Raw genomic sequence first — 23764 nt, forward strand, 5'->3', positions numbered from 1 at the left:
CCTGTCAGGCCGTCCCGAGCCCCTCGAGGACGACGGCTCCCGGCAGCTCGGCGAACGCCTTGCCGGGCACGAGCAGCTTGCCGCGCCTGCGCCCGCTGCCGACGAGGACGTACGGCAGGTCCACGACGGCCGCGTCGACCAGTACCGGCCAGTCGCCCGGCAGCCCGATCGGGGTGATGCCGCCGTACTCCATCCCGGTCTCCCCCGTCGCCGTGTCCATCGGGGCGAAGGACGCCTTGCGGGCGCCGAGGTGACGGCGTACGACGCCGTTGACGTCGAGCCGGGTGGTGGAGAGCACGACGCACGCGGCGAGCGTGCTGTCGCCGCCGCGCCTGCCCGCGACCACCACACAGTTCGCCGACCGTTCCAGCAGGTCCCGGCCGTAGTGTTCGACGAAGACGGCCGTGTCCGCCCACCGGGGGTCCGTGTCGACGTAGAGGAGCCGGTCGGCGGGGACGCCGCCGCTCCAGGCGGGGACGCCGCCGCTCCAGGCGCGGACGGCCGCGGCGACCGGGGCGGTGAGCTCGTCGAGGCACTCGGGGGCGGGGGTGGCGTGGCCGAAGTCTCCGATGGGTGCGCGCATGGCCGCACCGTAACAGCGGTCCGACCGCCGCCGGAGGTGCGTCTCAGCGCACGGGCGGCACCGACACGAACATGATCATTTCCATCGGCTCGTCGCCCCGGTTGCCGTACGTGTGGGACGCGCCGGCCTCGAAGGAAGCGCTGGCTCCGGCCGGCACCCGGTGTTCCGCCCCGTCGACGGTGAGGGTCAGCTCGCCCGCGGTGACGTGGACGAGTTCGACCGTGCCGGCCGGATGCGGGTCGGAGTCGCTGCTCTCGCCCGGCATGAGCCGCCAGTCCCACATCTCCAGGGGACCCGGCGCCTCCGTGCCGGCGAGCAGCCGGCTGAAGCTGCCGCCCTCGGTGTGCCACAGCCTGACGGCCCGGTCGGCGGGGACGATGCGGACCCTGGGGTCCTGCTCGTAGTCGAGCAGGGTGGGGACGCTGACCCCGAGCGCGTCCCCGATCTTGACGACGGTGCCGATGCTCGGGTTGGTGCGGGCCTGCTCGATCTGGATCAGCATGCCGCGGCTGACACCCGCCCGCGCCGCGAGCACGTCGAGGGTGAAGCCGCGTTCGGTGCGCCAGCGCTTGACGTTGCGCGCCAGGGACCGGGTCAGCAGGTCGAGGTCCGACACGTTCCATCCGTTCGGTTCCACACGGTGAATGACAGCATGCGCATCGACTACGGACCGGTGCACCCCGTCGTCCACCGCACTGTACTGCGGGGCGCCCCCGTGGCAGCGGGGCCGGTGCCGGCGGCGACCGGACGCCGGAGGCGGTCAGCTCCCGGGTTCGGCCTCGGCGAGCCGGGCCGGTGCCTCCGTGTCCAGCTCGGCGAGCCGGGCCACGCTCTCCTCGTCCAGCAGCGACAGCGCCCGCAACTGCTCCGGTGTGACGTCCTCCGGAATCGGCACGGGCGCCGGGGTGCGCAGTGGCGGCTGCCAGCCGTCGGCGGGCGTCCAGCGGCGCACCACCCGGGCCGGGGCGCCCGCGACCACGGCGTGGTCGGGCACCGTGCCGCGGACCACCGCGCCCGCGGCGACCACCACGTTCCGTCCGACACGCGCTCCCGGCAGGATCACGGCGCCGGTGCCGATCCAGCAGCCGGGGCCGATCTCCACCGGCTCCATCCGCGGCCACTGCTTGCCGATGGGCTCGTGCGGATCGTCGTAGGAGTGGTTGGTGGAGGTGACGTAGACGTACGGCCCGAAGTAGCAGTCGCTGCCGATCGTGACGGTGGTGTCGGCGATGACGTGGCTGCCGCGGCCCAGGACGACCCCGTCGCCGATGCGCAGGATCGGCTCGGGCCCGAGGTCGAGGCCGGGCATCAGGCCGGCGGTGAGGGTGACCTGCTCGCCGACGATGCAGTGCGCGCCGATCCGGATCCACGGCTCCCCGAAGACCGTGCCGAGCGGGAAGGCCAGTCTGGTACCCGTTCCCATGGCGGCGAAGCGGAAGCGGCCGGGGTGCTCGGCCGTCACCGATCCCGTGCGCTGCACCCAGGCCCAGCCCGCGTGGACCGCGCGCTGAGCGAGGCGGCGCGGCCAGGACGAGAACGTGTTCTTGCGCTTCGGCACCCGCTCACCGTAGTCGGCGGGCAGGGCGCCGACGGGCCGGTGCCCCTGTGATCTTCACCCCACCTCGTTGCCGTACGGTGCGGGGTGTCCACCACGTCTGAGGAGGAGGGTGCGATGACGCACCGCGCGCTGATCACCGGCATCGGCGGCAGGGAGCCGCACGTGGATCCGGACGCCTTCGTGGCGCCCACGGCGTCCGTGGTCGGGGACGTGACCCTGCACGCCGGCGCGAGCGTCTGGTACGGGGCGGTCCTGCGCGGCGACGTGGAGGGCATCTCCGTCGGCGCGAACAGCAACGTGCAGGACAACTGCACGCTGCACGCCGATCCGGGGTTCCCCGTCCGCGTGGGTGAGCGGGTGTCGATCGGGCACAACGCCGTGGTGCACGGGGCGACCGTGGGCGACGACTGCCTGATCGGGATGGGCGCGACCGTGCTGAACGGTGCGGTGATCGGCGCGGGGTCGCTGGTCGCCGCTCAGGCGCTGGTGCCGCAGGGCATGGAGGTACCGCCGGGGTCGCTGGTCGCGGGAGTGCCCGCGAAGGTCCGGCGGGAACTGACGGCGGAGGAGCGGGAAGGGCTCACGCTGAACGGCACGATGTACGCGGAACTCGCCGGGGTCCACCGAGGCGAGCACGGGGCATAGGTCCGCGGGCGGCGCGAGGAGGTCGCGCGTCCGCCCGCGCCGCTCAGGACTCCGCGGCGGCCGCGGGCCCGGCGGTGTCCGCCGCGTTCTTCCCCGCCTTGCGCTTCAGGACCAGGAGCGAGGTGACGCCGATCAGCACCGCCGCCACCAGGCCCAGCCAGGAGAAGCGCTTCAGCCAGGACTCGGCGACGATCCCGACGTAGTAGACGACGGCCGTGGTGCCGCCCGCCCACAGGATGCCGCCGAGGACGTTGGCGGTGAGGAACCTCCCGTACGGCATCCGCAGCACGCCCGCGAGCGGGCCGGCGAAGATGCGCAGCAGGGCGACGAAGCGGCCGAAGAAGACGGCCCACATGCCCCACCTCTGGAAGGACCGCTCGGCGGTGGCGATGTGCCCTTCGCCGAAGTGCCGGGGGAACCTCGCGCCCAGCCGTGCCAGCAGGGGCCGTCCGCCCCTGCGGCCGACCGCGTAGCCGATCGAGTCGCCGGTGATCGCGCCGGCGACGGCGCAGGCGCCGAGGACCACCGGGTCGATGTCGCCGTGCTGGGAGGCGAGCAGCGCGGAGGAGACCAGGATGATCTCCCCCGGCAGCGGGATGCCCAGGCTCTCCAGAGCGATGACCAGTCCCACCATCGCGTACACGGTGACCGCGGGTACGGTCTCGAGCCACTCCTGGACGTGCAACGCCGTTCCTCCCGGTCCACCGGTGCCGTGTTCGTTCGCGGTGCGACCGGACGCGGAGCACCGGCGGGAATCCTACCGGTTCGGGAGTTTTGACCCGGCGCTAGGCGTTCCAGCTCCACTCCGCCACCTCCGGCAGGTCGGTGCCGTGCTCGCGGATCCAGGCGTGGTGCCGGCTGCGCGCGTCGGCCATCCGCTGCCGTACGGCGGCGGCGCGCACGGCGAGCCCGGGGACGCGGTCGATGACGTCCATGACCAGCCGGTAGCGGTCCAGGTCGTTGCGGACCACCATGTCGAACGGCGTGGTGGTGGTGCCGGACTCCTTGTAGCCGCGCACGTGCAGGCGCGGGTGGCCGTTGCGGCGGTAGGCGAGGCGGTGGATGAGCCACGGGTAGCCGTGGTAGGCGAAGATCACCGGCTTGTCCGCGGTGAACAGGCCGTCGTACTCGAAGTCGGTCATGCCGTGCGGGTGCTCCCCGTGGGGCATCAGCCGGGCGATGTCGACGACGTTCACCACACGGACGGCGAGTTCGGGCAGGTGGCGGCGGAGCAGTTGCGCGGCGGCCAGGACCTCCTGGGTGGGCACGTCGCCCGCGCAGCCGAGGACGACGTCGGGCTCGCCGCCGTTCTCGGTGCCCGCCCACTCCCAGATGCCGGCGCCCCGCGCGCAGTGGGCGCGGGCCTCGTCCATGGACAGCCAGTCGTAGCAGGGCTGTTTGCCGGCCACGATCACGTTGACGTAGTCGCGGCTGCGCAGGGCGTGGTCCGCGACGGACAGCAGGGTGTTGGCGTCCGGCGGCAGGTAGACGCGTACGACGTGGGGGCTCTTGTTGAGGACGTGGTCGACGAAGCCGGGGTCCTGGTGCGAGAAGCCGTTGTGGTCCTGGCGCCACACGTGGGAGGTGAGCAGGTAGTTGAGGGAGGGGACGGGGGTGCGCCAGGGCAGCTCCCGGGAGGTCTTCAGCCACTTGATGTGCTGGTTGACCATGGAGTCGACGATGTGCACGAACGCCTCGTAGCAGGAGAACAGTCCGTGCCGGCCGGTGAGGAGGTAGCCCTCGAGCCAGCCCTGGCAGAGGTGTTCGGAGAGGACCTCCATCACCCGGCCGTGCGGGTCGAGGTGCTCGTCGGCGTCGAGGGTGGCCGCCTGCCAGGCCTTGCCGCTGGCGTCGTAGACCGCCTGGAGCCGGTTGGAGGCGGTCTCGTCGGGGCCCACGAGCCGGAAGTTCCGCCGGCCCGAGGTGTCCCGCATGATCCGTTCCAGGAGGTCGCCCAGGATCCGGGTGGGCTCGTGGAGGGTGGTACCGGGCTTGTCGACGGGGACGGCGAACTCGTCGAGCGGGGGGATGGGCAGTTCACGCGTCAGCAGCCCGCCGTTGGCGTGCGGGGTGGAGCCGAGTCGCCGGGCGCCCTCGGGAAGACAGGCGAGCACGTCGGCGACGGGCCGGCCCCGGTCGTCGAAGAGTTCCTCGGGCCGGTACGACCGCAGCCACGACTCCAGCTGCCGCAGGTGCTCGGGGTTGTCGCGGACTCCGGAGAGCGGGACCTGGTGGGAGCGCCAGGTGCCCTCGACGGGCTGCCCGTCGACCTCGCGGGGACCGGTCCAGCCCTTCGGGGTGCGCAGCACGATCACCGGCCACCGGGGGCGTTCGGTGGCGCCCTGCTCGCGGGCGGCGCGCTGGATGCCGGCGATGCGGTCCAGGGCGGTGTCCAGGGCGTGCGCCATCGCCCGGTGGACGGTGGCGGGGTCGCTGCCGCCGACGTGGACCGGCTCGTGGCCGTACCCGCGCAGCAGCGCGTCGAGTTCGGGTTCGGGCAGACGGGCCAGGACGGTCGGGTTGGCGATCTTGTAGCCGTTGAGGTGCAGGATCGGCAGGACGGCACCGTCGTGCACCGGGTCGAGGAACTTGTTGGAGTGCCAGGAGGTCGCCAGCGGGCCGGTCTCCGCCTCGCCGTCACCGATCACGCAGGCGACCAGCAGGCCGGGGTTGTCGAGGGCGGCTCCGTAGGCGTGGGCGAGGGAGTAGCCGAGCTCGCCGCCCTCGTGGATGGAGCCGGGGACCTCGGGGGCGACGTGGCTGGGCACACCGCCGGGGAAGGAGAACTGCCGGAACAGCCGGGCCATGCCGGCCGCGTCCCGGCCGACGTCCGGGTAGGTCTCGCTGTAGCTGCCCTCGAGCCAGGAGTTGGCGAGCACGGAGGGGCCGCCGTGTCCCGGCCCCCAGACGCACAGCGCGTCCAGTCCGCGGGCCGTGATCACCCGGTTCAGGTGGGTGTACACCAGGTTGAGCCCGGGTGAGGTGCCCCAGTGCCCGAGCAGCCTGGGTTTGATGTGCTCGGGCCGCAGGGGTTCGGTCAGCAGCGGGTTGGCCATCAGGTAGATCTGGCCCGCCGACAGGTAGTTGGCCGCCCTCCAGTGGGCGTCCAGGGTGCGCAGTTCCTCGTCGCTCGGCGCGGTCGGGATGTCCTGGTCCTCGGGCATGGAGACTCCGTGAGTGGTGGGCCCCGGTCGGGTCCGGCGGGCGGGGATCAGGAGCGGGGTACCAGTTTCGCGCGCGTCGATGCCCCCCGCCCGGCGGAACGGCGCCACGTGGCGCAATCGGCACGGGCGCCCCGCGACGGCCGGGGGCGCCCGTCCCCGTCCCGCTCAGCCGTGGGCGACCACGGCGACCGGGGCGGCGGAGTGGTGCATCACCGCGTGGGTGATGGCCCCGATGTGCGAGCCGAGCGGGTTGCGGCGGGTCCGGCGGCCGACGACCACCAGCGAGGACTCCGCGGAGGCCTCGACGAGGCGGACGGACGGGCTGCCGCCGAAGGACTCCTCGACGACCCGCACCTCCGGGAACTTCGCGCGCCAGGGAGCCAGCACCCGGGTCAGGTTCGCGGCCTGCTCCCGCTCGATGTCGTGGTACGCCTCCGGAGCGGCGGCGAGTCCGTAGACGTAGTAGGGCGGCAGGGCCCAGCCGTGCACGGCGCGCACGGAGGTCCCGCGGCGCTGCGCCTCCGCGAAGGCGAACTCGATGACCGCGTCGTGCGGCCGGTCCGCGTCCACGCCGAGCAGCACCGGCCGGTAGGCCGTGCCCGCCGAGGGGATGCCCGCCGGATCAGGTTCGTGCTCGTCGGCGGCCTGTTCGCCGGCGCGGACCAGCACCACGGGCTGCCCGGCGCGGGCCACGACGACGAGTCCGACCGAGCCGACCAGGAATCCGCCGAGCGCGCCGAGTCCGCGGGAGCCGAGCACCAGCAGCTCGGCGTCCTCCGCGGCGCTGGTCAGCACCTCGTAGGGCAGTCCGTCGATCTGTTCGTGGGTCACCTCGAGGCCGGGGTGGCGCAGCCGCAGCCCTTCGGCCGTCTCGCTCGGCATGCTCCGCCAGGCCTCGGCCTGCGGTGCCGCCGGCGCGGGAGCCGGCCGGCGGACGTGGAGCAGCCGCAGCGGCAGCGAGCGCAGCACCGCTTCACGGGCCGCCCACTCGGCGGCGGCCCGGCTCTCGGGTGAGCCGTCGAGTCCGACGGTGACGGTGCGGGTCATGGTGGGGACACCTCCCGGTTCGAAGTGATCACCACGAGCTTCGCCCGGAACGGTTCCGGCGACAAGGGCCACTGGTCCCGACCGGGCGCCGGACGGCCCCGCCTCCCGGGACGGTGCCGTGGTGGGGGGCCGTCCGGCGGGGAGGGCCGACCGCCCCCGGGCATGGGGCCGTACGGCCCATGGCCGGGGGCCTCGGCCGGGGCGACGCTGGGAGCACGTCGGCAGTCCCAAGCACCCGGCCCGGGAGGCCCGCCATGTACGCTCCCCCGTCCCCCAGCATGCCGCGCGCCCTGCCCGCCGAGCACCGGGCACGGCTCGTGGAGACCGCCCGCGAGGTGTCCTTCGCGCCGGGCGCCCGGCTGTTCGAGGAGGGTGGCCGGGCGGACCGGTTCTGGGTGATCCGCACCGGCACCGTGGAACTCGACATGCACGTGCCCGGCCGCCGGGCCGCTGTCATCGAACGCCTCGGGCACAACGAACTGGTCGGCTGGTCCTGGCTGTTCTCCCCGCACGTGTGGCAGCTCGGCGCCGAGGCGACGACCCCGGTCCGGGCGTACGAGTTCGACGCCCGGGCCGTGCTCGCGCTGTGCGAGGAGGATCCCGGGATGGGCCGGGACCTCGCCCGGTGGGTCGGCGACGTGGTGGCCCACCGGCTGCACGCCTCCCGGATGCGCCTGCTGGACCTCTACGGTCCGTACGGCGCCGGCGCCGCCGTGTGAGGACAGGCCCCGGGGCGGCGGCCGGCGGGATGTCACCCGCGAGCGGACCGGCCTCCGCGTGCGGGGCGGCGGCGCGGTTGCTACGTGCCCGTCAAAGGGCGGTGACCCAATCGTGTCCGGGGCGCGGCTAGGGTGACTGCCCATGTGGCCAGGACAGCAGCCGCCCGGGGGCGAGCAGAACCCGCAATCGAACAATCCGTACCAGCAGCCGGGGTACCAACAGCCGAATCCGTACCAGCAGCCCGGCTACCAGCAGCCGAACCCGTACCAGCAGCAGTGGGGCGATCCCTCCACCGTCGGCGTGCCCCAGGCGCCGCAGGGCGGCGGGGGCGGCGGGAACCGGACGAAGCTGGTGGCGATCGTGGCGGCCACCGCCGTGGTGGTGGCCGCGGGTGTCACCGGGTTCCTGGTGCTCGGCGGCGACAAGGACGACGCGGCCGACGGCGGGAAGGACGCCAAGCCGACGGCGACCGCGACGAAGGAGACCTCCACGGAGCCGAGCGCCACCGCGTCGGAGGGCAACCCGCGCGGCGGCGACGAGGAGAAGGCGACCGTGCCCGGCTGGAAGGTCGTCGTCAACACGCGCTTCGGCACCAAGTTCGACGTCCCCGCCGACTGGGAGATCGAGACGCCCGGCACGAGCGTGGGCTTCGAGTGGGAGGAGAAGGACGGCGAGATGGGCCGCACCACCGTCACCGCCCCCGCCTACCTGAAGTCCGCGTGGTGCACCAGCGACGACAACAAGGACGGCCGCGAGGAGGACACCGCCCTCGCGACGGCGGGAACCCGCGGTGAGAACGGCGCCAAGACCACGCAGGAGGCCGCCGAGACGCGGGTGCCGTGGTGGATCTTCGGCGGGTACACGCAGCCCGACAAGAAGAGCGTGAAGCAGGTCAAGCCGAAGCCCTACACCACCAAGTCGGGCCTCGCCGGCCACGTCGCCACGTCCCACTCGGAGAACACCCCGCAGAAGGGCAAGTGCGACAGCGAGGGCAAGGCGATCACGTTCGCCTTCAAGAACGGCGCCGGTGACTTCGTCACCTGGAACCTGTACGGCGCCGCGAAGGTGAAGGACGAGATCCCGGAGGCGACCGTGCAGCAGATCCTCAGCACGGTGCGCCTGACCGAGGAGGGCCCGCAGGGGGCATGACCGGCCAGGGGGCCGGCGGTCCATTTGGCAAGCCGGCCCTCCCCCGGCGATAGTCACGGGGTGCCGACCATCGCCGTACGTCGCCGGCCCGTCTGGGCCGGACGCAACTACACCCTGCTGACCGCCGCCGCCGTGGTGACCAACCTGGGCAGCCACGGCGCGCTCATCGCCTCCGCGTTCGCCGTGCTCGGCACGGGCGGCGACGGCGGCGACGTCGGCCTGGTGGCCGCCGCGCGCACCCTGCCGCTGGTGCTGTTCCTGCTGATCGGCGGTGCCGTCGCGGACCGGCTGCCGCGTCACCGGGTGATGGTCGCGGCCAACACCCTGAACTGCGTCTCGCAGGGCGTGTTCGCGGCCCTCGTCCTGGCGGGCGAGGCGCAGTTGTGGCAGATGATGCTGCTGAGCGCGCTCGGGGGTACCGGCCAGGCGTTCTTCAACCCGGCGGCCGAGGGCATGCTGCTCTCCTCCGTCGACGGCGAACAGGCCGGCCGGGCGTTCGCGGTGTTCCGGATGGCGATGCACGGGGCGACCCTCGGCGGTGCCGCGCTCGGCGGCGCGATGGTCGCCGCGATCGGACCTGGCTGGGTGCTGGCGGCGGACGCGGCCGCCTTCGCGGTCGCCGCGGCGCTGCGCGCGTTCCTCGACGTGAAGCACATCCCGCCGCGGGCGCCGGGCGGCGGGATGCTCGCCGACCTGAAGGACGGCTGGCGGGAGGTCGCCGGACGGCCGTGGCTGTGGGGCATCGTCATCCAGTTCTCCCTCGCCAACGCGGTCGTCGGCGCGGCCGACGCGGTCTACGGGCCGCTCGTCGCCCGGGACCACCTGGGCGGTGCCGCGCCGTGGGGCGTGGCGCTGGCCTTCTTCGGCGGCGGCACGGTGGCGGGCGCGTTGCTGATGACCCGCTGGCAGCCGCGCCGGCTGCTGTTCGTCGGCACCCTGTGCGTCTTCCCGCTGGCCCTGCCGTCCGCCGCGCTCGCCGTGCCGGCGCCAGTCACCGTGCTGTGCGCGGTGATGTTCGTGACCGGTGTGTCCGTCGAGGTGTTCGGCGTCTCGTGGATGACCGCCCTGCACCAGGAGATCCCGGAAGAGAAGCTGTCCCGGGTCTCGGCGTACGACTGGTTCGGCTCGGTCGCGCTGGTCCCCATGGCGATGGCGCTGGCGGGACCCGCGGAGACGGCGTTCGGCCGCCCGGAGGCGCTGTGGGGCTGCGCCGCGCTGGTGGTGGTCGTCACGGCGGCGGTCCTGTGCGTCCCCGACGTACGCGATCTGCGCCGCCGCACCCACCACGTCACGGTCGCCCTCCCGGCGCCGCGGGACGCGGAACACCACGTCCGGGAACCGGGCCGGGTGGACCTGGACTGACCCCCGTGGCCCGCCCGTGCCCGCGACCGGGGGGGTCCGCGGGGCTCCCCGTGCGTCAGCCGATGCCGAACGCCCCGGCCGGCGGCTCGGGCGAGGGGACGGCGTCCTCGTCGCGCACCGGGCGCGCGCCGCCGATGAACCGCCGCAGCGCGGCGCCGTGTTCCACCCGGGCCGGGAAGGGGTCGGCGGCGGTGGCGCGGGACAGCGCGGCGACGTCGAGGGGACGGTGGGCCGCGGCGAGGACGGCGTTGCCGAAGCGGCGGCCGCGCAGCACACCCGGTTCGGCGATCAGGACCAGCTCGGCGAAGCGCGTCGCGAGCGTCGCCAGCTGGGAGCGCAGGAAGGCGAACGGGGCCGCGTCCGGGAGGTTGGCGAGGTAGACGCCGCCGGGCCGCAGGACGCGCGCGGCCTCACGGACGTAGGTGACGGTGGTCAGGTGCGCGGGCACGCGCGAGCCGCCGAACACGTCGGCGACCAGGACGTCCGCGCTGTCGTCGGGGGCCGCCCCCAGCCAGGCCAGGGCGTCCGCCGCGTGCGGCGTGACACCGGCGCCGGCGGGCAGGGGCAGTTCCTCGGCGACCAGTTCCAGCAGTTCCCGGTCGACCTCCACGACGTGCTGCCGGGAGCCGGGACGGGTGGCGGCCACGTACCGGGGCAGCGTGAGGGCACCACCGCCGAGGTGCAGGGCGTCCAGCGGGGCTCCCGGTTCGGCGGCCACGTCCAGGACGTGCCCGAGCCGGCGGGCGTACTCGAACTCCAGGTGGGCCGGCTCGTCGAGGTCGACGTACGACTGCGGCGCCCCGTCGACGGTGAGCAGCCAGGCCCGCTCCCGGTCCACGTCGGGCATCAGCTTGGCGGTGCCGTGGCCGACGGCACGGGTCACGGGGAGGGATGCGCTCACCACCCCATTGTCCCCGGCGGGCCCGCGCCGGGCCGCCCGCCCCCGTGTGCGGGGGCGGGCGGCCCGTCCGCGGCTCAGCCGACCGACGTCACGGTGCCGGCCCCGACGGTGCGTCCGCCCTCACGGACGGCGAACCCGAGTCCGGCCTCCAGGGGCACGTCCCGGCCCAGCTCCACGGTCACCGTGACCGTGTCCCCGGGCCGGGCCACCCCCGCCTCGCCGAGGTCGACGTCGCCCACGACGTCCGCCGTGCGGATGTAGAACTGGGGCCGGTAACCGGTCGACAGCGGTGTCGTACGGCCGCCCTCACGGGCCGACAGCACGTACAGCCGGGCCGTGAAGCGCCGGCTCGGCACCACGCTGCCCGGTGCGGCGACCACGTGTCCGCGCCGCACCGCGTCGCGCGGGACACCGCGCAGCAGCAGCGCCACGTTGTCGCCGGCCTGCGCCTCCTGCATGGGCTTGCCGAACGTCTCCAGGCCGGTCACCACGGTTTCCGCCTCCGCGCCGAGCACCTCGACCCGGTCGCCGACGCGGACCGTGCCCCGTTCCACCGCGCCGGTCACGACGGTGCCCCGGCCGGTGATGGTGAGCACGTTCTCCACCGGCAGCAGGAACGGCGCGTCCAGGTACCGCTCCGGCATGGGCACATAGGTGTCCACCGCGTCGAGCAGCGCGTCGACCGACGCCGTCCAGCGCGGGTCGCCCTCCAGCGCCTTCAGGCCGGAGACCCGTACGACGGGCGCGGAGTCGCCGCCGTAGCCGTGCGCGGAGAGCAGGTCGCGGACCTCGAGTTCGACCAGGTCGGTCAGCTCCTCGTCCCCCGCGTCCGCCTTGTTGATCGCGACCACGATGTGGTCGACGCCCACCTGGCGGGCGAGCAGCACGTGTTCGGCGGTCTGCGGCATGATCCCGTCGAGCGCGGAGACGACGAGGATCGCCCCGTCGAGCTGCGCGGCGCCGGTGACCATGTTCTTGACGTAGTCGGCGTGGCCGGGCATGTCGACGTGCGCGTAGTGCCGGGTGTCGGTCTCGTACTCGACGTGCGCGATGTTGATGGTGATGCCGCGGGCGGCCTCCTCGGGGGCCCGGTCGATGCGGTCGAACGGCACGAAACTGCCGGTGCCGCGCTCGGCCAGGACCTTGGTGATGGCGGCGGTCAGGGTGGTCTTGCCGTGGTCGACGTGACCCATGGTGCCGATGTTCAGGTGCGGTTTGGTGCGGACGTACGCCGTCTTGGACATGGCGGTACCTCGAAGCCTCTCGGTGATGGCGTGTGAGGGTCCCGGCGCGGCGCTGCGGCGCGCGGCCGGAACGGGGACCCCGTGGAGCCGGCCGACCCTCCCCCTGCGGGGTCCGCCGGACGATCCGGGGAGGGTCAGCTTCGGGCGCCGTCGACTGCGGCGGTGAAAGCGGGGACGGCAGCCTTCGGGGCATCCGCGACGGCGGATGCTGCGAGGTGGAAGGCGTACCGGAACATGACGCCGATCCTTGCCGACGGCCCGCCCCGCGTCGAATGGTTTTCCGGGCCGGGCGGCTACCCGCCGATGTTCCGCAGCGCCTCGCGCACCGACAGCGGCGCGAAGCGCCCCCGCTCGCGCGCGAGGAAGGCCCGGACGGCGTCGGGGTCGGTCCTGGCGTACTCGCGCAGGGACCAGCCGATGGCCTTGCGCACGAAGAAGTCCGGGTGGTCGGAGCGGCGCAGGCAGTGGGCGAAGAGGCGTGCGGCGTCGGTGCGTTCCCTGAAGCGCAGCTGGTGGAGCAGGGCGGCGCGGACGAGCCACCTGTCGTCGTCGCCGATCCAGTCGTCCATGTCGGCGGTGAGCGCCGGGTCGGCGGCCACCAGCGGCCCGACGACGTGCGCGGCGAGCAGGTCGACGGTGTCCCACCAGGCGACCGTGGTGAGCAGGTGCCGGGCGACGGGCAGGAAGCCGGAGGAGAGGTGCCGTACGTGCCCGCGCAGGTGGTCCACGGCGAAGTAGTGGTACTCGCGCTCGGGCAGGTGCCAGCACCGCAGCGCGACGGCGGCGCAGTCGGCCTCGCCGGGGCGGGGCAGTCCCGCGGTGACGGTGCGGGACAGGGCGCGGCGGACCGGCGTGGCCAGGCCCAGGAAGGGGGCGACGTCCTTCATGTACGCCCGCATGGCCACGGCCCTCCCGGGGTCGGCCGCAGGCCGGTAGGCGGCGGTGAGCCGCTCCAGGACGGCATCGGCGAACGGGCTGTCCGGCACCGGCGGGGCTCCGGCCGCGGTGCCGCCTCCTGTGACGCGCATGAGACGAACACTACGGCGATCACACATATTTGTCGGTTAGTGTCACCGAATGCTCGATGCCACCACCCGCTCCGGGGGCACGGCTGCGGCCTCTCCCCGGGCCGCCGCACCCGACCTCGCGGTCGCCGTCCCCACGGCCGCACCCGCTCTCCCGCCCGCCACCGGTGTCGCCGCGCGGTGCGCCAGAGTCCTGCTGTCCCCGTGGTCGAGACTGTCCCTGCTCGTGGTGCTGCTCGCCTCGGCGGCGTCGGCGGTGCTGGTCCTCGAACCACAGCGGCTGCTGACCGACGGCTGGCCGGACCGGCTCGGCGGTGCCGTGGCCGTCGTGGCGTACGCGGTGGCCTACGGGGTCTGCACGGTGGCGTTCGTGCCGCGTCCGCTGCTGAACCTGGCCGCGGGGGCCCTGTTCGCCTCGCAGCTGGGTCTGGCCGCCGCTCTGGGCGGCACGGTGCTCGGCGCCGGTCTGGCCTTCTGTCTGGGGCGGGCCCTCGGTCAGGAGGCGCTCCGTCCGCTGCTCCGCGGACGCTGGCTGAAGGCCGCGGACCACCAGCTCAGCCGGCACGGCTTCCGCTCGATGCTGGCGGCCCGGCTGTTCCCGGGCATCCCCTTCGCCGCCTCGAACTACTGCGCCGCCGTCTCCCGCATGGGCCTGCTGCCGTTCCTGCTGGCGACGGCGCTCGGCTCGGTCCCGAACACCGCCGCCTACGTCGTGGCGGGCGCCCGCGCCTCGACGCCGACGTCTCCGGCCTTCCTGATCGCGCTGGCCTGCATCGCCGTACCGGGCCTGGTGGGCGCGGTGGTGGCGTGGCGCAAGCGGAACCAGCTGCGCGGGCGGTGAGGGGGCCGGCGGCGCGTCAGAGCCGTTCCAGCACCATCGCGTTGGCCAGCCCGCCCGCCTCGCACATGGTCTGCAGGGCGTAGCGGGCGCCGCGTTCGCGCATCGCGTGCACCAGGGTCGTGGTCAGCCGGGTGCCGCTGGCGCCGAGCGGGTGTCCGAGGGCGAGGGCGCCGCCGTGCACGTTGACCTTGCCGAGGTCGGCTCCGGTCTCCTGTTGCCAGGCCAGGACCACACTGGCGAACGCCTCGTTGACCTCGAAGAGGTCGATGTCGTCGAGCGAGAGCCCCGCCCGGCGCAGTGCCTTCTCGGTGGCCGGGACGACACCGGTGAGCATCAGCAGCGGGTCGGAGCCGGTGACGGCGAAGCCGTGCAGCCGCGCGAGCGGGCGCAGGCCGAGCCGGGCGGCACTCTCGCTGGAGGTGATGAGGACCGCGGAGGCGCCGTCGTTGACGGGACTGGCGTTCCCCGCGGTGACGTTCCACTCGATCTGCGGGAAGCGTTCGGCCAGGGCCGGGTCGTGGTAGGCGGGCCGCAGTCCGGCCAGCACCTCGGTGGTGCTGTCGGGGCGCACGCACTCGTCGCGGGTGACGCCGTCCAGGGGCGCGACCTCGGCGTCGAACAGTCCCGCCTCCCAGGCCGCGGCGGCCCTGTGGTGCGAGGTGACGGCGAAGGAGTCCATCCGCTCGCGGCCGATGGACCACTTGGCGGCGATCAGTTCGGCGCTGATGCCCTGCGGGACGAGCCCCTCGGGGTAGCGCTCGGCGACTCCCGGGCCGAAGGGGTCCGTGCCCTCGGGCACGTTGGACCACATCGGCACCCGGCTCATGGACTCCACGCCGCAGGCGACGACCAGGTCGTAGGCGCCCGCCATGACGCCCTGGGCCGCGAAGTGCACGGCCTGCTGGGAGGAGCCGCACTGGCGGTCCACCGTGGTGGCCGGGACGGACTCCGGCAGGCCGGCGGACAGGGCGGCGTAGCGGGTGGTGTTCATGGCCTGCTCGCCGACCTGGTCGACGGCTCCGCCGATGACGTCGTCGATCAGCGCGGGGTCCACGCCGGACCGTTCGACGAGGGTGCGCAGGGTGTGGGCGAGGAGTTCGACGGGATGGACGTGGGCGAGGGCACCGTTCGGCTTGCCCCTGCCGATGGGGGTGCGTACGGCTTCGACGACGACTGCGTCACGCATGGTGCGGGCCTCCTTGGCCGCCCGGTCCGGTGCCGGGGCGCTGCGGGAACGACGTACCGGTGAGTAGGAAATCCGAACTCACCATAGCGTCGTGAGTTGGAAATTCAAACCCTCCCGTAGACTCGACGCATGGCCGCCGCCCCCAAAGACCCGCGCCCCTGCTCGATCGCCGACGCGCTCGCACTCGTCGGCGAGAAGTACTCCCTGCTCGTCCTGCGCGAGGTGTGCCTCGGCAACGGCCGCTTCGACCAGCTGGTGCGCAACACCGGCGCCCCGCGCGACGTCCTGGCCACACGGCTGCGGCGGCTGGTCGACGCCGGGATCCTGGCCAAGCACCTCTACAGCGAACGCCCCCAGCGCTTCGAGTACCGGCCCACCCGGGCGGGGCTGGAGCTGGAGCCCGTCCTGCTGACCCTCAAGGACTGGGGCGACCGTCATCTGCGGCCGGACGGCGACCTGCCGATGGTGCTCGACCACGGCTGCGGCGACACGTTCGTGCCGGTCGTCACCTGCCGGGCCTGCGGCGGCGAGGCGCGGCACGAGGAGCTGACCCCGCGTCCGCAGACCCCCGGGTGGACGGTGAGCGGGCCGACGGCGGCGTGAGCCGCCCGGGGGTCGGCGAGCCGCACGGTCCTGACGCCTGGGGTTCATCTTGGGGCGCTACGCTTCCCCCTCGGCGCGCCCGATCACCGATCACCGCACGTGGCGGCGTGGTGTGCCCTTCGCCCGTCCACGATCGGCACTTGGACTCCGCTGACTCATGTCTTGGTTTGAATCCCTCATCCTCGGACTCGTCCAGGGGCTGACCGAGTTCCTTCCCGTCTCCTCCAGCGCGCACCTGCGGCTGACCGCGGCCTTCTCCGGCTGGGAGGACCCGGGCGCCGCCTTCACCGCGATCACCCAGATCGGCACGGAGACCGCGGTGCTGATCTACTTCCGCAAGGACATCGGCCGCATCCTGTCGGCCTGGACCCGTTCCCTGACGGACAAGCGGATGCGCCGGGACCCGGACGCGCGCATGGGTTGGCTGGTCATCGTCGGCTCCATCCCGATCGGGGTGCTCGGGGTGACCCTCAAGGACCAGATCGAGGGCCCCTTCCGCGACCTGCGGCTCACCGCGGCCATGCTCATCGGCATGGGCATCGTGCTCGGCGTCGCCGACCGGCTCGCCGCGCGGGACGAGAGCGGCGGCCGGCACCGGGCCGCCAAGCAGCGCAAGGATCTGGACGACCTGACCGTCAAGGACGGCCTGATCTACGGCATCTGCCAGGCCATGGCCCTCATCCCGGGCGTGTCCCGCTCCGGCGCCACCATCAGCGGCGGCCTGTTCATGGGCTACCGGCGCGAGGCCGCGGCCCGCTACTCCTTCCTGCTCGCCATCCCGGCCGTGCTGGCCTCCGGCGCCTTCGAGCTGAAGGACGCCGCCGACGGCGGGCACGTCTCCTGGGGCCCGACGGCGTTCGCCACGGTCGTCGCCTTCGTGACCGGCTACGCGGTGATCGCCTGGTTCATGAAGTTCATCTCGACCAGGAGCTTCATGCCGTTCGTCTGGTACCGCATCGCGCTCGGCGTGGTGATCATCGTCCTGGTCGGCATGGGCGTCCTCAGCCCGCACGCGGCGGAGTCGGCGGGCTGAACCGGCGCGGGGGAAGGTGACCGGGGCACGTGACCGAGAGCATACGGGTCCCGTAGCCGTCCGGTAGCGCACCGTCAGTCCATGGCCCTAGGCTGGTCGTCATGTCCCCCGATTTAACGACCCCTGGTTCCGTGCGGCCCGCCGCCGAGGTCAACGAGGAGATCCGCGCGCTGTGGCTGCGCGCGAGGGGCTCCCTGTCCGACCGGGAACGCGCGGAGTACGAGCTGCTCGTGATCGAGTGGGCCGCGGCGATGCGCGGCCGGGTCGTCGAGGCGGCCTGACCGTCCCCCGCGTGTCCCGCGGGCGTCAGCGCCCGCCCGCGACCCGCAGCACCGTCCCGGTGGTGTACGAGGCGTCCGGCGACATCAGCCACGCCACGGCCGCCGCGATCTCCTCGGCCCGCCCCGCGCGCCGCAGCGGTACCGCCCCGGCGACCTGCCGGGCCCGGTCCGGGGCACCCATCGCGGCGTGCATCTCCGTGTCGATGACACCGGGGGCGACCGCGTTGACCCGGATGCCGTCCGGACCGAGTTCCTTGGCCAGCCCCAGGGTGAGCGCGTCGACGGCGGCCTTCGTCGCCGCGTAGTGCACGTACTCGTTCGGACTGCCCAGGGTGGCCGCGCCCGAGGAGATGTTCACGATCACGCCCTCGCCCCGGGGGACCATCAGCTGCGCCGCCCGACGCGAGCACAGCAGGGTGCCCATCAGGTTGACGTCGACGACCCGGCGCAGCGTGCCGGTGTCCACCTCGGTGAACCGCCCCAGCGGCCCGGTCACCGCCGCGTTGTTCACCAGCCCGGTCACCGGCCCGAGCTCCCGCTCCGCCACCTCGAAGAGCCGCTCGGCGTCCGCCTCGACCGCCGTGTCCGCACGCACGGTCACCGCCCGTGAACCGGCAGCCCGCACCCCCTCCGCCACCGACTCGGCGGCGTCGGCGTCTTGGACGTAGTTCACGGCGACGTCGTGCCCCTCCGCCGCCAGCCGCAGACAGGTCGCGGCACCGATCCCCCGGCTGCCACCGGTGACCACCGTGACCAGACGCTTCATGACTACCTCCTGCGAAGAGCGCGAGACGAAGATCCTCAAGGCTCGCAGACGTGCGCGCTCTTCGTCACCAAGGGCGCGGGCCCGCTCCCCGGGACGGGGGACCCGGCCCCGTGTGCCGGGCCCGGCGCGGGAGCCGGCGTGTGCCCCCGGCTCCCCGGGATCAGGCGCCGACGTACTGGGAGGCGTACTCCCCGGTGGGCGGGACGACGGTGATGACGTCGATCAGCACACCGTCGGGGGCGGCGACGATGAAGTGGCGCTGGCCGAACTCCTCCGTGCGCAGGGACAGCACTTCGGGCAGGCCCGCCCCGGCCACGAGCCGCCGGTGCTCGGCGTCGACGTCGTCCACCTCGAAGTTCAGCAGCAGGCCGCCCCGGAGCGCGGTCCGGTGGCCCTCGGGGACCGTGGGGTGGGCGTGGTCCAGCAGGGCCAGCTCGTACTGCGGGGCGTCGGAGCGGCGCAGGCTCACGTACCAGTCCGCCTCGAAGGTCACCTCGAACCCGAGGTGACGGGTGTAGAAGTCGCGTGCGGCGGCCACGCTCCGGGTGGCGATCACCGGGTAGAAGCCGCCGAGCCCGGTCGTGGGTGCGTTCGTCATGGCAGAGACCCTTCCCGTCGGTTTCACATACCTGCGGTATGTCAACGAGCCGGTAGCATACCCCGGGTATGCGAAAAGGAGAGGCGGTGCGTACGCGATGGCGCTCAGCCGGGCGGAGCAGCGGGCGGCCACGCGGCGGGCGCTGACGGCCGAAGGGCGGCGGCGGTTCGCCGCCGAGGGGTACCACCAGGTGGTGCTGGCCGACGTGGCGCGGGCGGCCGGAGTCACCAAGGGCGCCGCCTATCACCACTTCGACAGCAAGGCGGGGCTCTTCCGGGCCGTCGTCCGCGAGGCGCAGCGGGAGCTGGGTGAACGGGTGGCGGGCGCGGCCGACCGGCACGAGGACGGCTGGGAGCGGCTGCGGGCCGGCTGCCGGGCGTTCCTGGCCGCGGGCACCGACCCCGCCGTGCGCCGGATCCTGCTGGTCGACGCGCCGACCGTGCTGGGCTGGGACGAGTGGCGGGCGCAGGACGAGGAGTCCTCCGCCCGGCACCTGGAGGAGGTCCTGACCGACCTCGCCGCGGCCGGGAGCATCGCCGACCAGCCGGTGGAGCCCCTGGCCCGGCTGCTCTCGGGGGCGATGAACGAGGCGGCGCTGTGGATCGCGCGGGGCGGCGACCCCCGGGCCGCGGAGCAGGCCCTCGACCGGCTGCTGGAGGGACTGCGCACCCCGGCCTGACCGCGGGATCCGGCTTTCCCCGCCGGACGGCCGGCCCGGCCGGGGCCGAGGACCGGTGAACGTGGCGGCGCACGCCCCCTTGGCGGCGCACGCCCGATGGCCAACACTGATCCGATGACCCAGCGTGTGGAGCTCGCGACCGTGAGGGACCGGCTGGCCGTGGACGGACTCGTCACCGAGTACGCGGTGGCCGTCGACGACGGTGACTGGGAGACGTACCGGGCCCTGTTCACGCCGGACGGGCGGGCCGACTACCGGTCGGCGGGCGGTATCGAGGGGAGCGCCCGGACGGTGGCCGGATGGCTGGCCGAGAGCCTCGGGCCCTACCCCGTGCGCCAGCACCTGATGGTCAACCGGCGGGTGCGCTTCGGGGTCTGGGAGCAGGACCGGGGCGACACGGCCCGGGTGCGGGCCGACTACGTGAACCCGATGTGCCGCACCGGAGCCGGCGGGGAGCCGGCCGAGCCGGAGTTCGTGTGCGGCGGCCGGTGCGTGTTCGCGATGCTGCGCACGGACGACGGCTGGCGCCTGAGCGGGGTGGTCGTGCGGGAGACGTGGCGGCGCCCGACCGGCCGGAGGACCGCCCCCGTGGTCCACTGATCCGGTGTGCGGTGTTGCGGATCGGCACCGGGACGCACACTGGAGGCAGCACGGGGTAGGGAGGCGCCTATGAAGTCGCTCGGCCACTGGCCCACCTCCCGCTGGCGCCGCTCGACCGCCGCCGCGGTCGCCGGGGCCCTGCCCGTCCTGGCCTTCCCCGCCCCGTCCCTGTGGTGGTTCGCCTACGCCGCCCTGGTCCCGTGGATCCTGCTGGCCCGTACGGCTCCGAGCGGGAGGCGTGCCGCCCTCGACGGCTGGTGGGGCGGGTTCGGGTTCATGCTGGCCATGCATCACTGGCTGCTGCCGAACCTGCACGTCTTCACGTTCGTCATCGCCGCCCTGCTGGGGGCGCTGTGGGCGCCGTGGGGGTGGCTGGTGCGGCGGCTGCTGGGCGGGGTGCCGTCCGCGGGGCGGGTCGCGGCCGCGCTCGTCGTGCTGCCCTCGGGGTGGCTGGCGATCGAACTGGTCCGCTCCTGGCAGGGGCTCGGCGGTCCCTGGGGGGTGCTCGGGGCGAGTCAGTGGGAGGTGGAGCCGGCGCTCCGGCTGGCGTCGGTGGGCGGGGTCTGGCTGGCGAGCTTCCTGGTGGTGGCGGTGAACGTCGCCGTGGCCGTGCTCGTCGCGGTCCGGCGGGCCCGGGTGCCGGCCGTGGCCGGGCTGGTCGCCGCGGCCGCCGCCACCTCCGCCGCCTGGGTCTGGTCACCGCGCCCGGACCCCGGCGACCGGGTGCGGATAGCGGTCGTGCAGCCCGGAGTGGTGGCGGGGCGCGACAGCGCCGACCGCCGCTTCGACCTCCAGGAGCGGCTGACGCGTGAGCTGGCCGGCCAGGACGTCGGTCTGGTCGTCTGGGGCGAGAGCAGTGTCGGCTTCGACCTCGGGGACCGGCCCGACCTGGCGCGGCGGCTGACGGCGCTGTCACGCGAGACGGACGCGCGGATCCTGGTCAACGTGGACGCCCGGCGCTCGGACAGGCCCGGTATCTACAAGAGCTCCGTGCTGATCGGCCCGGACGGCCCCACCGGGGACCGGTACGACAAGATGCGGCTGGTGCCGTTCGGGGAGTACATCCCCGCCCGTTCCCTGCTGGGCTGGGCCACCTCCGTCGGCAAGGCGGCCGGCGAGGACCGCCGGATGGGCTCCGAGCAGGTGGTGATGGACGCGGGGGGCGGTCTGCGGATCGGGCCGATGGTGTGCTTCGAGTCGGCGTTCCCCGACATGAGCCGGCATCTCGCCCAGGACGGCGCCGACGTGCTGCTCGCCCAGTCCTCCACCTCGACGTTCCAGCAGAGCTGGGCACCGGCCCAGCACGCCTCGCTCGCCGCGCTGCGGGCGGCCGAGACGGGCCGCCCCATGGTGCACGCGACCCTGACGGGCGTCTCCGCCGTCTACGGTCCGGACGGCGGGCGCGTCGGCCCGGGGCTCGGCACCGGCACGGCCGCCGCGCAGGTGTACGAGGTGCCGCTGGCGCACGGGACGACGCTCTACGTCCGCTTCGGCGACTGGCCGCCGTACGCGGCGCTGCTGGTCCTCGCGGCGTGGGGCGTCACCGGGGTGGTGCGCCTCAGGCGGGGCGCTCGTGGATCGCTCGTACCACCCGTTCGCACAGCTCATGGGTCGCCAGTGCGTCCCGGGCGCTGAGCACCCGGCCCGCGCGCACCGCGTCCAGGAAGGCGAGCACCGCCTGCTCGATCCCGCGCTGGCGCGCCACCGGCACCCAGTCCCCGCGGCGGCGCACGGTCGGCTGGCCCTTGTGGTCGATCACCTCGGCGAGGTTGACGACCTGACGCTTGGTGTCCTGCCCGGAGACCTCCAGGATCTCCTCGGCGGAACCGCTGAGGCGGTTCATCACCCCCAGCGCGGTGAAACCGTCCCCGGCGAGCTGGAGCACCACGTGGTGCAGCAGTCCGTCCTCGGTGCGGGCGCGCACGGTCACGTCGTCGACCGGGCCGGGCACCAGGAAGCGCAGGGTGTCCACGACGTGGATGAAGTCGTCGAGGACCATCGTGCGCGGGTCCTCGGGCAGCCCGACGCGGTTCTTCTGCATCAGGATCAGCTCGCGCGGGTGGTCGGCGCACTGCGCGTAGCCGGGGGCGAAGCGGCGGTTGAACCCCACGGCGAGGCCGGTGCCGCGTTCCTCGGCGAGGGCCACCAGCCGCTCGGAGTCGGCGAGTTCGTAGGCGAGCGGCTTGTCGACGTAGGTCGGTACGCCCGCTTCGAGGAGCCGGGTCACGATCTCCGGGTGGGCCGGGGTCGGCGCGTGCACGAAGGCCGCGTCGAGGCCCTCGGCGATCAGGGAGCCGAGGTCACGGTGGCGCCGGCCGGGCGGGAGGTGGAGGCCGTCGGCGACCCGTTCGAGCGTCGCGGGGGTGCGGGTCTGCAGGTGCAGTTCCACTCCGGGCTGCACGGCGAGCACCGGCAGGTAGGCCTTCCGCGCGATGTCGCCGAGTCCGATGCAGCCGACCTTCACGGGGTGTTCTCCTCTGGTCCTCGCCTGCCGTGGTCCGCTGCGAGCATACGGCCTGCCTCCTCCGCGGATCCGCCCGGCCGGGCGGCACCCGCGGGCGGCCGCCAGTCGGCGATGCCGTCGAAGCCGCGCAGGAAGAGCGCCGGGGCGGTCCTGGACAACGCGATGAGCGCGCTGTCGCGCACGACGGTGGCCATGGGTCCGGTGCCCATGTTGAGGCGGGCCGCGCGCACCGCGCGGCGGGCGATCGCGGTGGTGCGGGGCAGCCGGGCCGCGGTGTAGGCGGGCAGGTCGGCGGCGTGGTGGGCGAGGGTGATCGCGTCCTCGATCGCCTGGTTGCCGCCCTGGCCGAGGGTCGGCGGCATGGCGTGCGCGGCGTCGCCGGCCAGGGCCACCCGGCCGCGGTGGAACGCGGGCAGCGGCACGGCGATGTGGTGGACGTCGTGGCGGAGTACGTCGCCGGGGCGGGCGGCGGCGAGCACCTCGGGGACGGGTGTGTGCCAGTCGCCGTAGAGCCGCAGCAGTTCGGCCCGCTCGTCGTCCGGGGCGCGCTCGCCGGCGGGCGCCGGCGCTGCGGCGTACGCGTAGACGCGGCCGTCCCGGAGCGGGTGCGTGCCCCAGATGCGGCCCCGGCCCCAGGTCTCGTGGGAGGCGAACTCCACGCCGGGGACGGGGATCACCAGCCGCCAGGTGGTGAACCCGGAGTAGACCGGCCCGGGGTGGGAGGGGAAGAGCTCGCGGCGCACGGCGGAGTGGATGCCGTCGGCGGCCACCACCAGGTCGGCCTCCAGGTCGCCGGCGGGGGTGCCGACCCTGGCGGGACGGTCCGGGGCACCGGGGTCGAGGAGCCGGGCGGCGGTGCCCGTGCGGACGGCGCCGGCCGGGAGCCGCGCGGCCAGGTGGCCGATGAGGGTGGCCCGGTGGAGCAGGACGAGCGGTCCGCCGAAGCGCTCGGCCGCCGCGGCGGCGCTGGTGCGGGCCAGCCACCGGCCGCCGGGCGCGCGCAGTCCGCCGTCGCCCTGCCAGGCCGCCAGGGCCCGGACGTCGTCACCGATCCCGATGACGTCCAGCGCGCGGAGCGCGTTGGGTGACAGGGAGATCGCGGCGCCGACCGGCTCCAGCGACGCGGCCCGCTCCAGGACCGTCACCCGCACTCCGCGCCGGTGCAGGGCGGCGGCCGCGGTCAGGCCCCCGATCCCGCCGCCGATCACGATCGCCCGCTCGAGGCCTGCCATGGCTCCTCCTCCTGCCGGAACTACACCTGTAGTGGACTCTGGGATCCAACGTACTACAGCCGTAGTGCGGCGGGTACTTTGGC

At 74.1% G+C, this 23764-nt stretch carries 25 protein-coding genes; 11 read left to right on the forward strand and 14 right to left on the reverse strand.

Annotation, left to right across the window (positions count from 1 at the left end):
• Window positions 1-4: 4 nt before the first annotated feature.
• The 3 genes from IE118_RS18475 to IE118_RS18485 all read right to left on the reverse strand — a co-directional run bounded on the left by IE118_RS18475 (window position 5) and on the right by IE118_RS18485 (window position 2141).
• The gene (locus IE118_RS18475) at window positions 5-583 is read right to left on the reverse strand and encodes a YbaK/EbsC family protein (RefSeq protein ID WP_189559041.1); all 579 of its coding nucleotides are present in this window, start codon (window positions 581-583) and stop codon (window positions 5-7) included.
• A 43-nt stretch (window positions 584-626) separates the two neighbouring features.
• Window positions 627-1199 (reverse strand): XRE family transcriptional regulator, encoded by a 573-nt coding sequence (locus IE118_RS18480; RefSeq protein ID WP_189559121.1) that lies wholly within the window; start codon window positions 1197-1199, stop codon window positions 627-629.
• Window positions 1200-1343: 144 nt separating this feature from the next.
• Window positions 1344-2141: an acyltransferase gene (locus tag IE118_RS18485; protein ID WP_189559042.1), complete on the reverse strand. Its 798-nt coding sequence runs from the start codon at window positions 2139-2141 to the stop codon at window positions 1344-1346.
• Window positions 2142-2255: 114 nt separating this feature from the next.
• Here IE118_RS18485 and IE118_RS18490 point away from each other — a divergent pair, with 114 nt between their 5' ends.
• On the forward strand, window positions 2256-2786 hold the full coding sequence (locus IE118_RS18490; protein WP_189559043.1) for a gamma carbonic anhydrase family protein: 531 nt from the start codon (window positions 2256-2258) through the stop codon (window positions 2784-2786).
• Between the two features lie 43 nt (window positions 2787-2829).
• Here IE118_RS18490 and IE118_RS18495 read toward each other — a convergent pair whose 3' ends face one another.
• The 3 genes from IE118_RS18495 to IE118_RS18505 form a co-directional block, all read right to left on the reverse strand.
• The gene (locus IE118_RS18495) at window positions 2830-3471 is read right to left on the reverse strand and encodes a DedA family protein (RefSeq protein WP_189559044.1); all 642 of its coding nucleotides are present in this window, start codon (window positions 3469-3471) and stop codon (window positions 2830-2832) included.
• A 100-nt stretch (window positions 3472-3571) separates the two neighbouring features.
• Entirely contained in the window at window positions 3572-5950 is a 2379-nt protein-coding gene (locus tag IE118_RS18500; RefSeq protein ID WP_189559045.1) for a phosphoketolase family protein, read from the reverse strand.
• A 165-nt stretch (window positions 5951-6115) separates the two neighbouring features.
• A complete protein-coding gene (locus tag IE118_RS18505) occupies window positions 6116-6997 on the reverse strand; it encodes a universal stress protein (RefSeq protein ID WP_189559046.1) in 882 nt (293 codons plus the stop codon).
• Between the two features lie 254 nt (window positions 6998-7251).
• Between IE118_RS18505 and IE118_RS18510 the strand changes: the two genes are divergently transcribed.
• The 3 genes from IE118_RS18510 (at window position 7252) to IE118_RS18520 (ending at window position 10228) form a co-directional block, all read left to right on the forward strand.
• Window positions 7252-7716, forward strand: coding sequence for a Crp/Fnr family transcriptional regulator (locus IE118_RS18510; RefSeq protein WP_189559047.1), 465 nt, complete (start codon window positions 7252-7254; stop codon window positions 7714-7716).
• A gap of 142 nt (window positions 7717-7858) precedes the next feature.
• Window positions 7859-8866 carry a DUF8017 domain-containing protein gene (locus tag IE118_RS18515; RefSeq protein WP_189559048.1) on the forward strand — a complete coding sequence of 336 codons (1008 nt, stop codon included), beginning with the start codon at window positions 7859-7861 and terminating at the stop codon, window positions 8864-8866.
• 60 nt (window positions 8867-8926) lie between these two features.
• The gene (locus IE118_RS18520) at window positions 8927-10228 is read left to right on the forward strand and encodes an MFS transporter (RefSeq protein WP_229846849.1); all 1302 of its coding nucleotides are present in this window, start codon (window positions 8927-8929) and stop codon (window positions 10226-10228) included.
• 55 nt (window positions 10229-10283) lie between these two features.
• Here the strand turns inward: IE118_RS18520 and IE118_RS18525 are convergent, their stop codons facing one another.
• The 3 genes from IE118_RS18525 to IE118_RS18535 form a co-directional block, all read right to left on the reverse strand.
• Window positions 10284-11075 (reverse strand): spermidine synthase, encoded by a 792-nt coding sequence (locus tag IE118_RS18525; RefSeq protein WP_373298378.1) that lies wholly within the window; start codon window positions 11073-11075, stop codon window positions 10284-10286.
• 128 nt (window positions 11076-11203) lie between these two features.
• Window positions 11204-12373, reverse strand: a complete 1170-nt coding sequence (gene tuf, locus IE118_RS18530; protein WP_189559050.1) for an elongation factor Tu — start codon at window positions 12371-12373, stop codon at window positions 11204-11206.
• Window positions 12374-12666: 293 nt separating this feature from the next.
• Window positions 12667-13401 carry a DNA alkylation repair protein gene (locus IE118_RS18535; protein ID WP_189559051.1) on the reverse strand — a complete coding sequence of 245 codons (735 nt, stop codon included), beginning with the start codon at window positions 13399-13401 and terminating at the stop codon, window positions 12667-12669.
• 49 nt (window positions 13402-13450) lie between these two features.
• On the opposite strand from IE118_RS18535, the gene IE118_RS18540 reads away from it, so the two are divergent.
• A complete protein-coding gene (locus IE118_RS18540; protein WP_189559052.1) occupies window positions 13451-14239 on the forward strand; it encodes a TVP38/TMEM64 family protein in 789 nt (262 codons plus the stop codon).
• Window positions 14240-14255: 16 nt separating this feature from the next.
• Here IE118_RS18540 and IE118_RS18545 read toward each other — a convergent pair whose 3' ends face one another.
• On the reverse strand, window positions 14256-15425 hold the full coding sequence (locus IE118_RS18545) for a thiolase family protein (protein ID WP_189559053.1): 1170 nt from the start codon (window positions 15423-15425) through the stop codon (window positions 14256-14258).
• Between the two features lie 129 nt (window positions 15426-15554).
• Here IE118_RS18545 and IE118_RS18550 point away from each other — a divergent pair, with 129 nt between their 5' ends.
• From IE118_RS18550 to IE118_RS18560, 3 genes are all read left to right on the forward strand, one after another.
• Window positions 15555-16028, forward strand: coding sequence for a winged helix-turn-helix transcriptional regulator (locus IE118_RS18550; RefSeq protein ID WP_189559054.1), 474 nt, complete (start codon window positions 15555-15557; stop codon window positions 16026-16028).
• Window positions 16029-16185: 157 nt separating this feature from the next.
• Window positions 16186-17061 (forward strand): undecaprenyl-diphosphate phosphatase, encoded by an 876-nt coding sequence (locus IE118_RS18555; RefSeq protein ID WP_189559055.1) that lies wholly within the window; start codon window positions 16186-16188, stop codon window positions 17059-17061.
• A gap of 101 nt (window positions 17062-17162) precedes the next feature.
• On the forward strand, window positions 17163-17342 hold the full coding sequence (locus IE118_RS18560; RefSeq protein ID WP_189559056.1) for a hypothetical protein: 180 nt from the start codon (window positions 17163-17165) through the stop codon (window positions 17340-17342).
• A 25-nt stretch (window positions 17343-17367) separates the two neighbouring features.
• On the opposite strand, the gene IE118_RS18565 is transcribed toward IE118_RS18560, so the two are convergent.
• Entirely contained in the window at window positions 17368-18108 is a 741-nt protein-coding gene (locus IE118_RS18565) for an SDR family NAD(P)-dependent oxidoreductase (protein ID WP_189559057.1), read from the reverse strand.
• 160 nt (window positions 18109-18268) lie between these two features.
• Window positions 18269-18706, reverse strand: coding sequence for a VOC family protein (locus tag IE118_RS18570; RefSeq protein ID WP_189559058.1), 438 nt, complete (start codon window positions 18704-18706; stop codon window positions 18269-18271).
• A 97-nt stretch (window positions 18707-18803) separates the two neighbouring features.
• Here IE118_RS18570 and IE118_RS18575 point away from each other — a divergent pair, with 97 nt between their 5' ends.
• The 3 genes from IE118_RS18575 to lnt all read left to right on the forward strand — a co-directional run bounded on the left by IE118_RS18575 (window position 18804) and on the right by lnt (window position 21620).
• Window positions 18804-19385 carry a TetR/AcrR family transcriptional regulator gene (locus IE118_RS18575; RefSeq protein ID WP_189559059.1) on the forward strand — a complete coding sequence of 194 codons (582 nt, stop codon included), beginning with the start codon at window positions 18804-18806 and terminating at the stop codon, window positions 19383-19385.
• A 114-nt stretch (window positions 19386-19499) separates the two neighbouring features.
• Window positions 19500-19985 carry a nuclear transport factor 2 family protein gene (locus tag IE118_RS18580; RefSeq protein WP_189559060.1) on the forward strand — a complete coding sequence of 162 codons (486 nt, stop codon included), beginning with the start codon at window positions 19500-19502 and terminating at the stop codon, window positions 19983-19985.
• Window positions 19986-20054: 69 nt separating this feature from the next.
• The gene (gene lnt / locus IE118_RS18585) at window positions 20055-21620 is read left to right on the forward strand and encodes an apolipoprotein N-acyltransferase (protein ID WP_189559061.1); all 1566 of its coding nucleotides are present in this window, start codon (window positions 20055-20057) and stop codon (window positions 21618-21620) included.
• Here the strand turns inward: lnt and IE118_RS18590 are convergent.
• Complete coding sequence (locus IE118_RS18590; RefSeq protein WP_189559062.1) at window positions 21544-22449, reverse strand: Gfo/Idh/MocA family protein; 906 nt, start codon at window positions 22447-22449, stop codon at window positions 21544-21546. The two genes, lnt and IE118_RS18590, sit on opposite strands and share 77 nt — an antisense overlap.
• The gene (locus IE118_RS18595; RefSeq protein ID WP_189559063.1) at window positions 22446-23681 is read right to left on the reverse strand and encodes an FAD-dependent monooxygenase; all 1236 of its coding nucleotides are present in this window, start codon (window positions 23679-23681) and stop codon (window positions 22446-22448) included. The genes IE118_RS18590 and IE118_RS18595 overlap by 4 nt, the downstream gene beginning before the upstream one ends.
• Window positions 23682-23764: the final 83 nt, after the last annotated feature.

The sequence above is a fragment of the Streptomyces pilosus genome (assembly GCF_014649835.1).
GTDB lineage: Bacteria > Actinomycetota > Actinomycetes > Streptomycetales > Streptomycetaceae > Streptomyces > Streptomyces pilosus.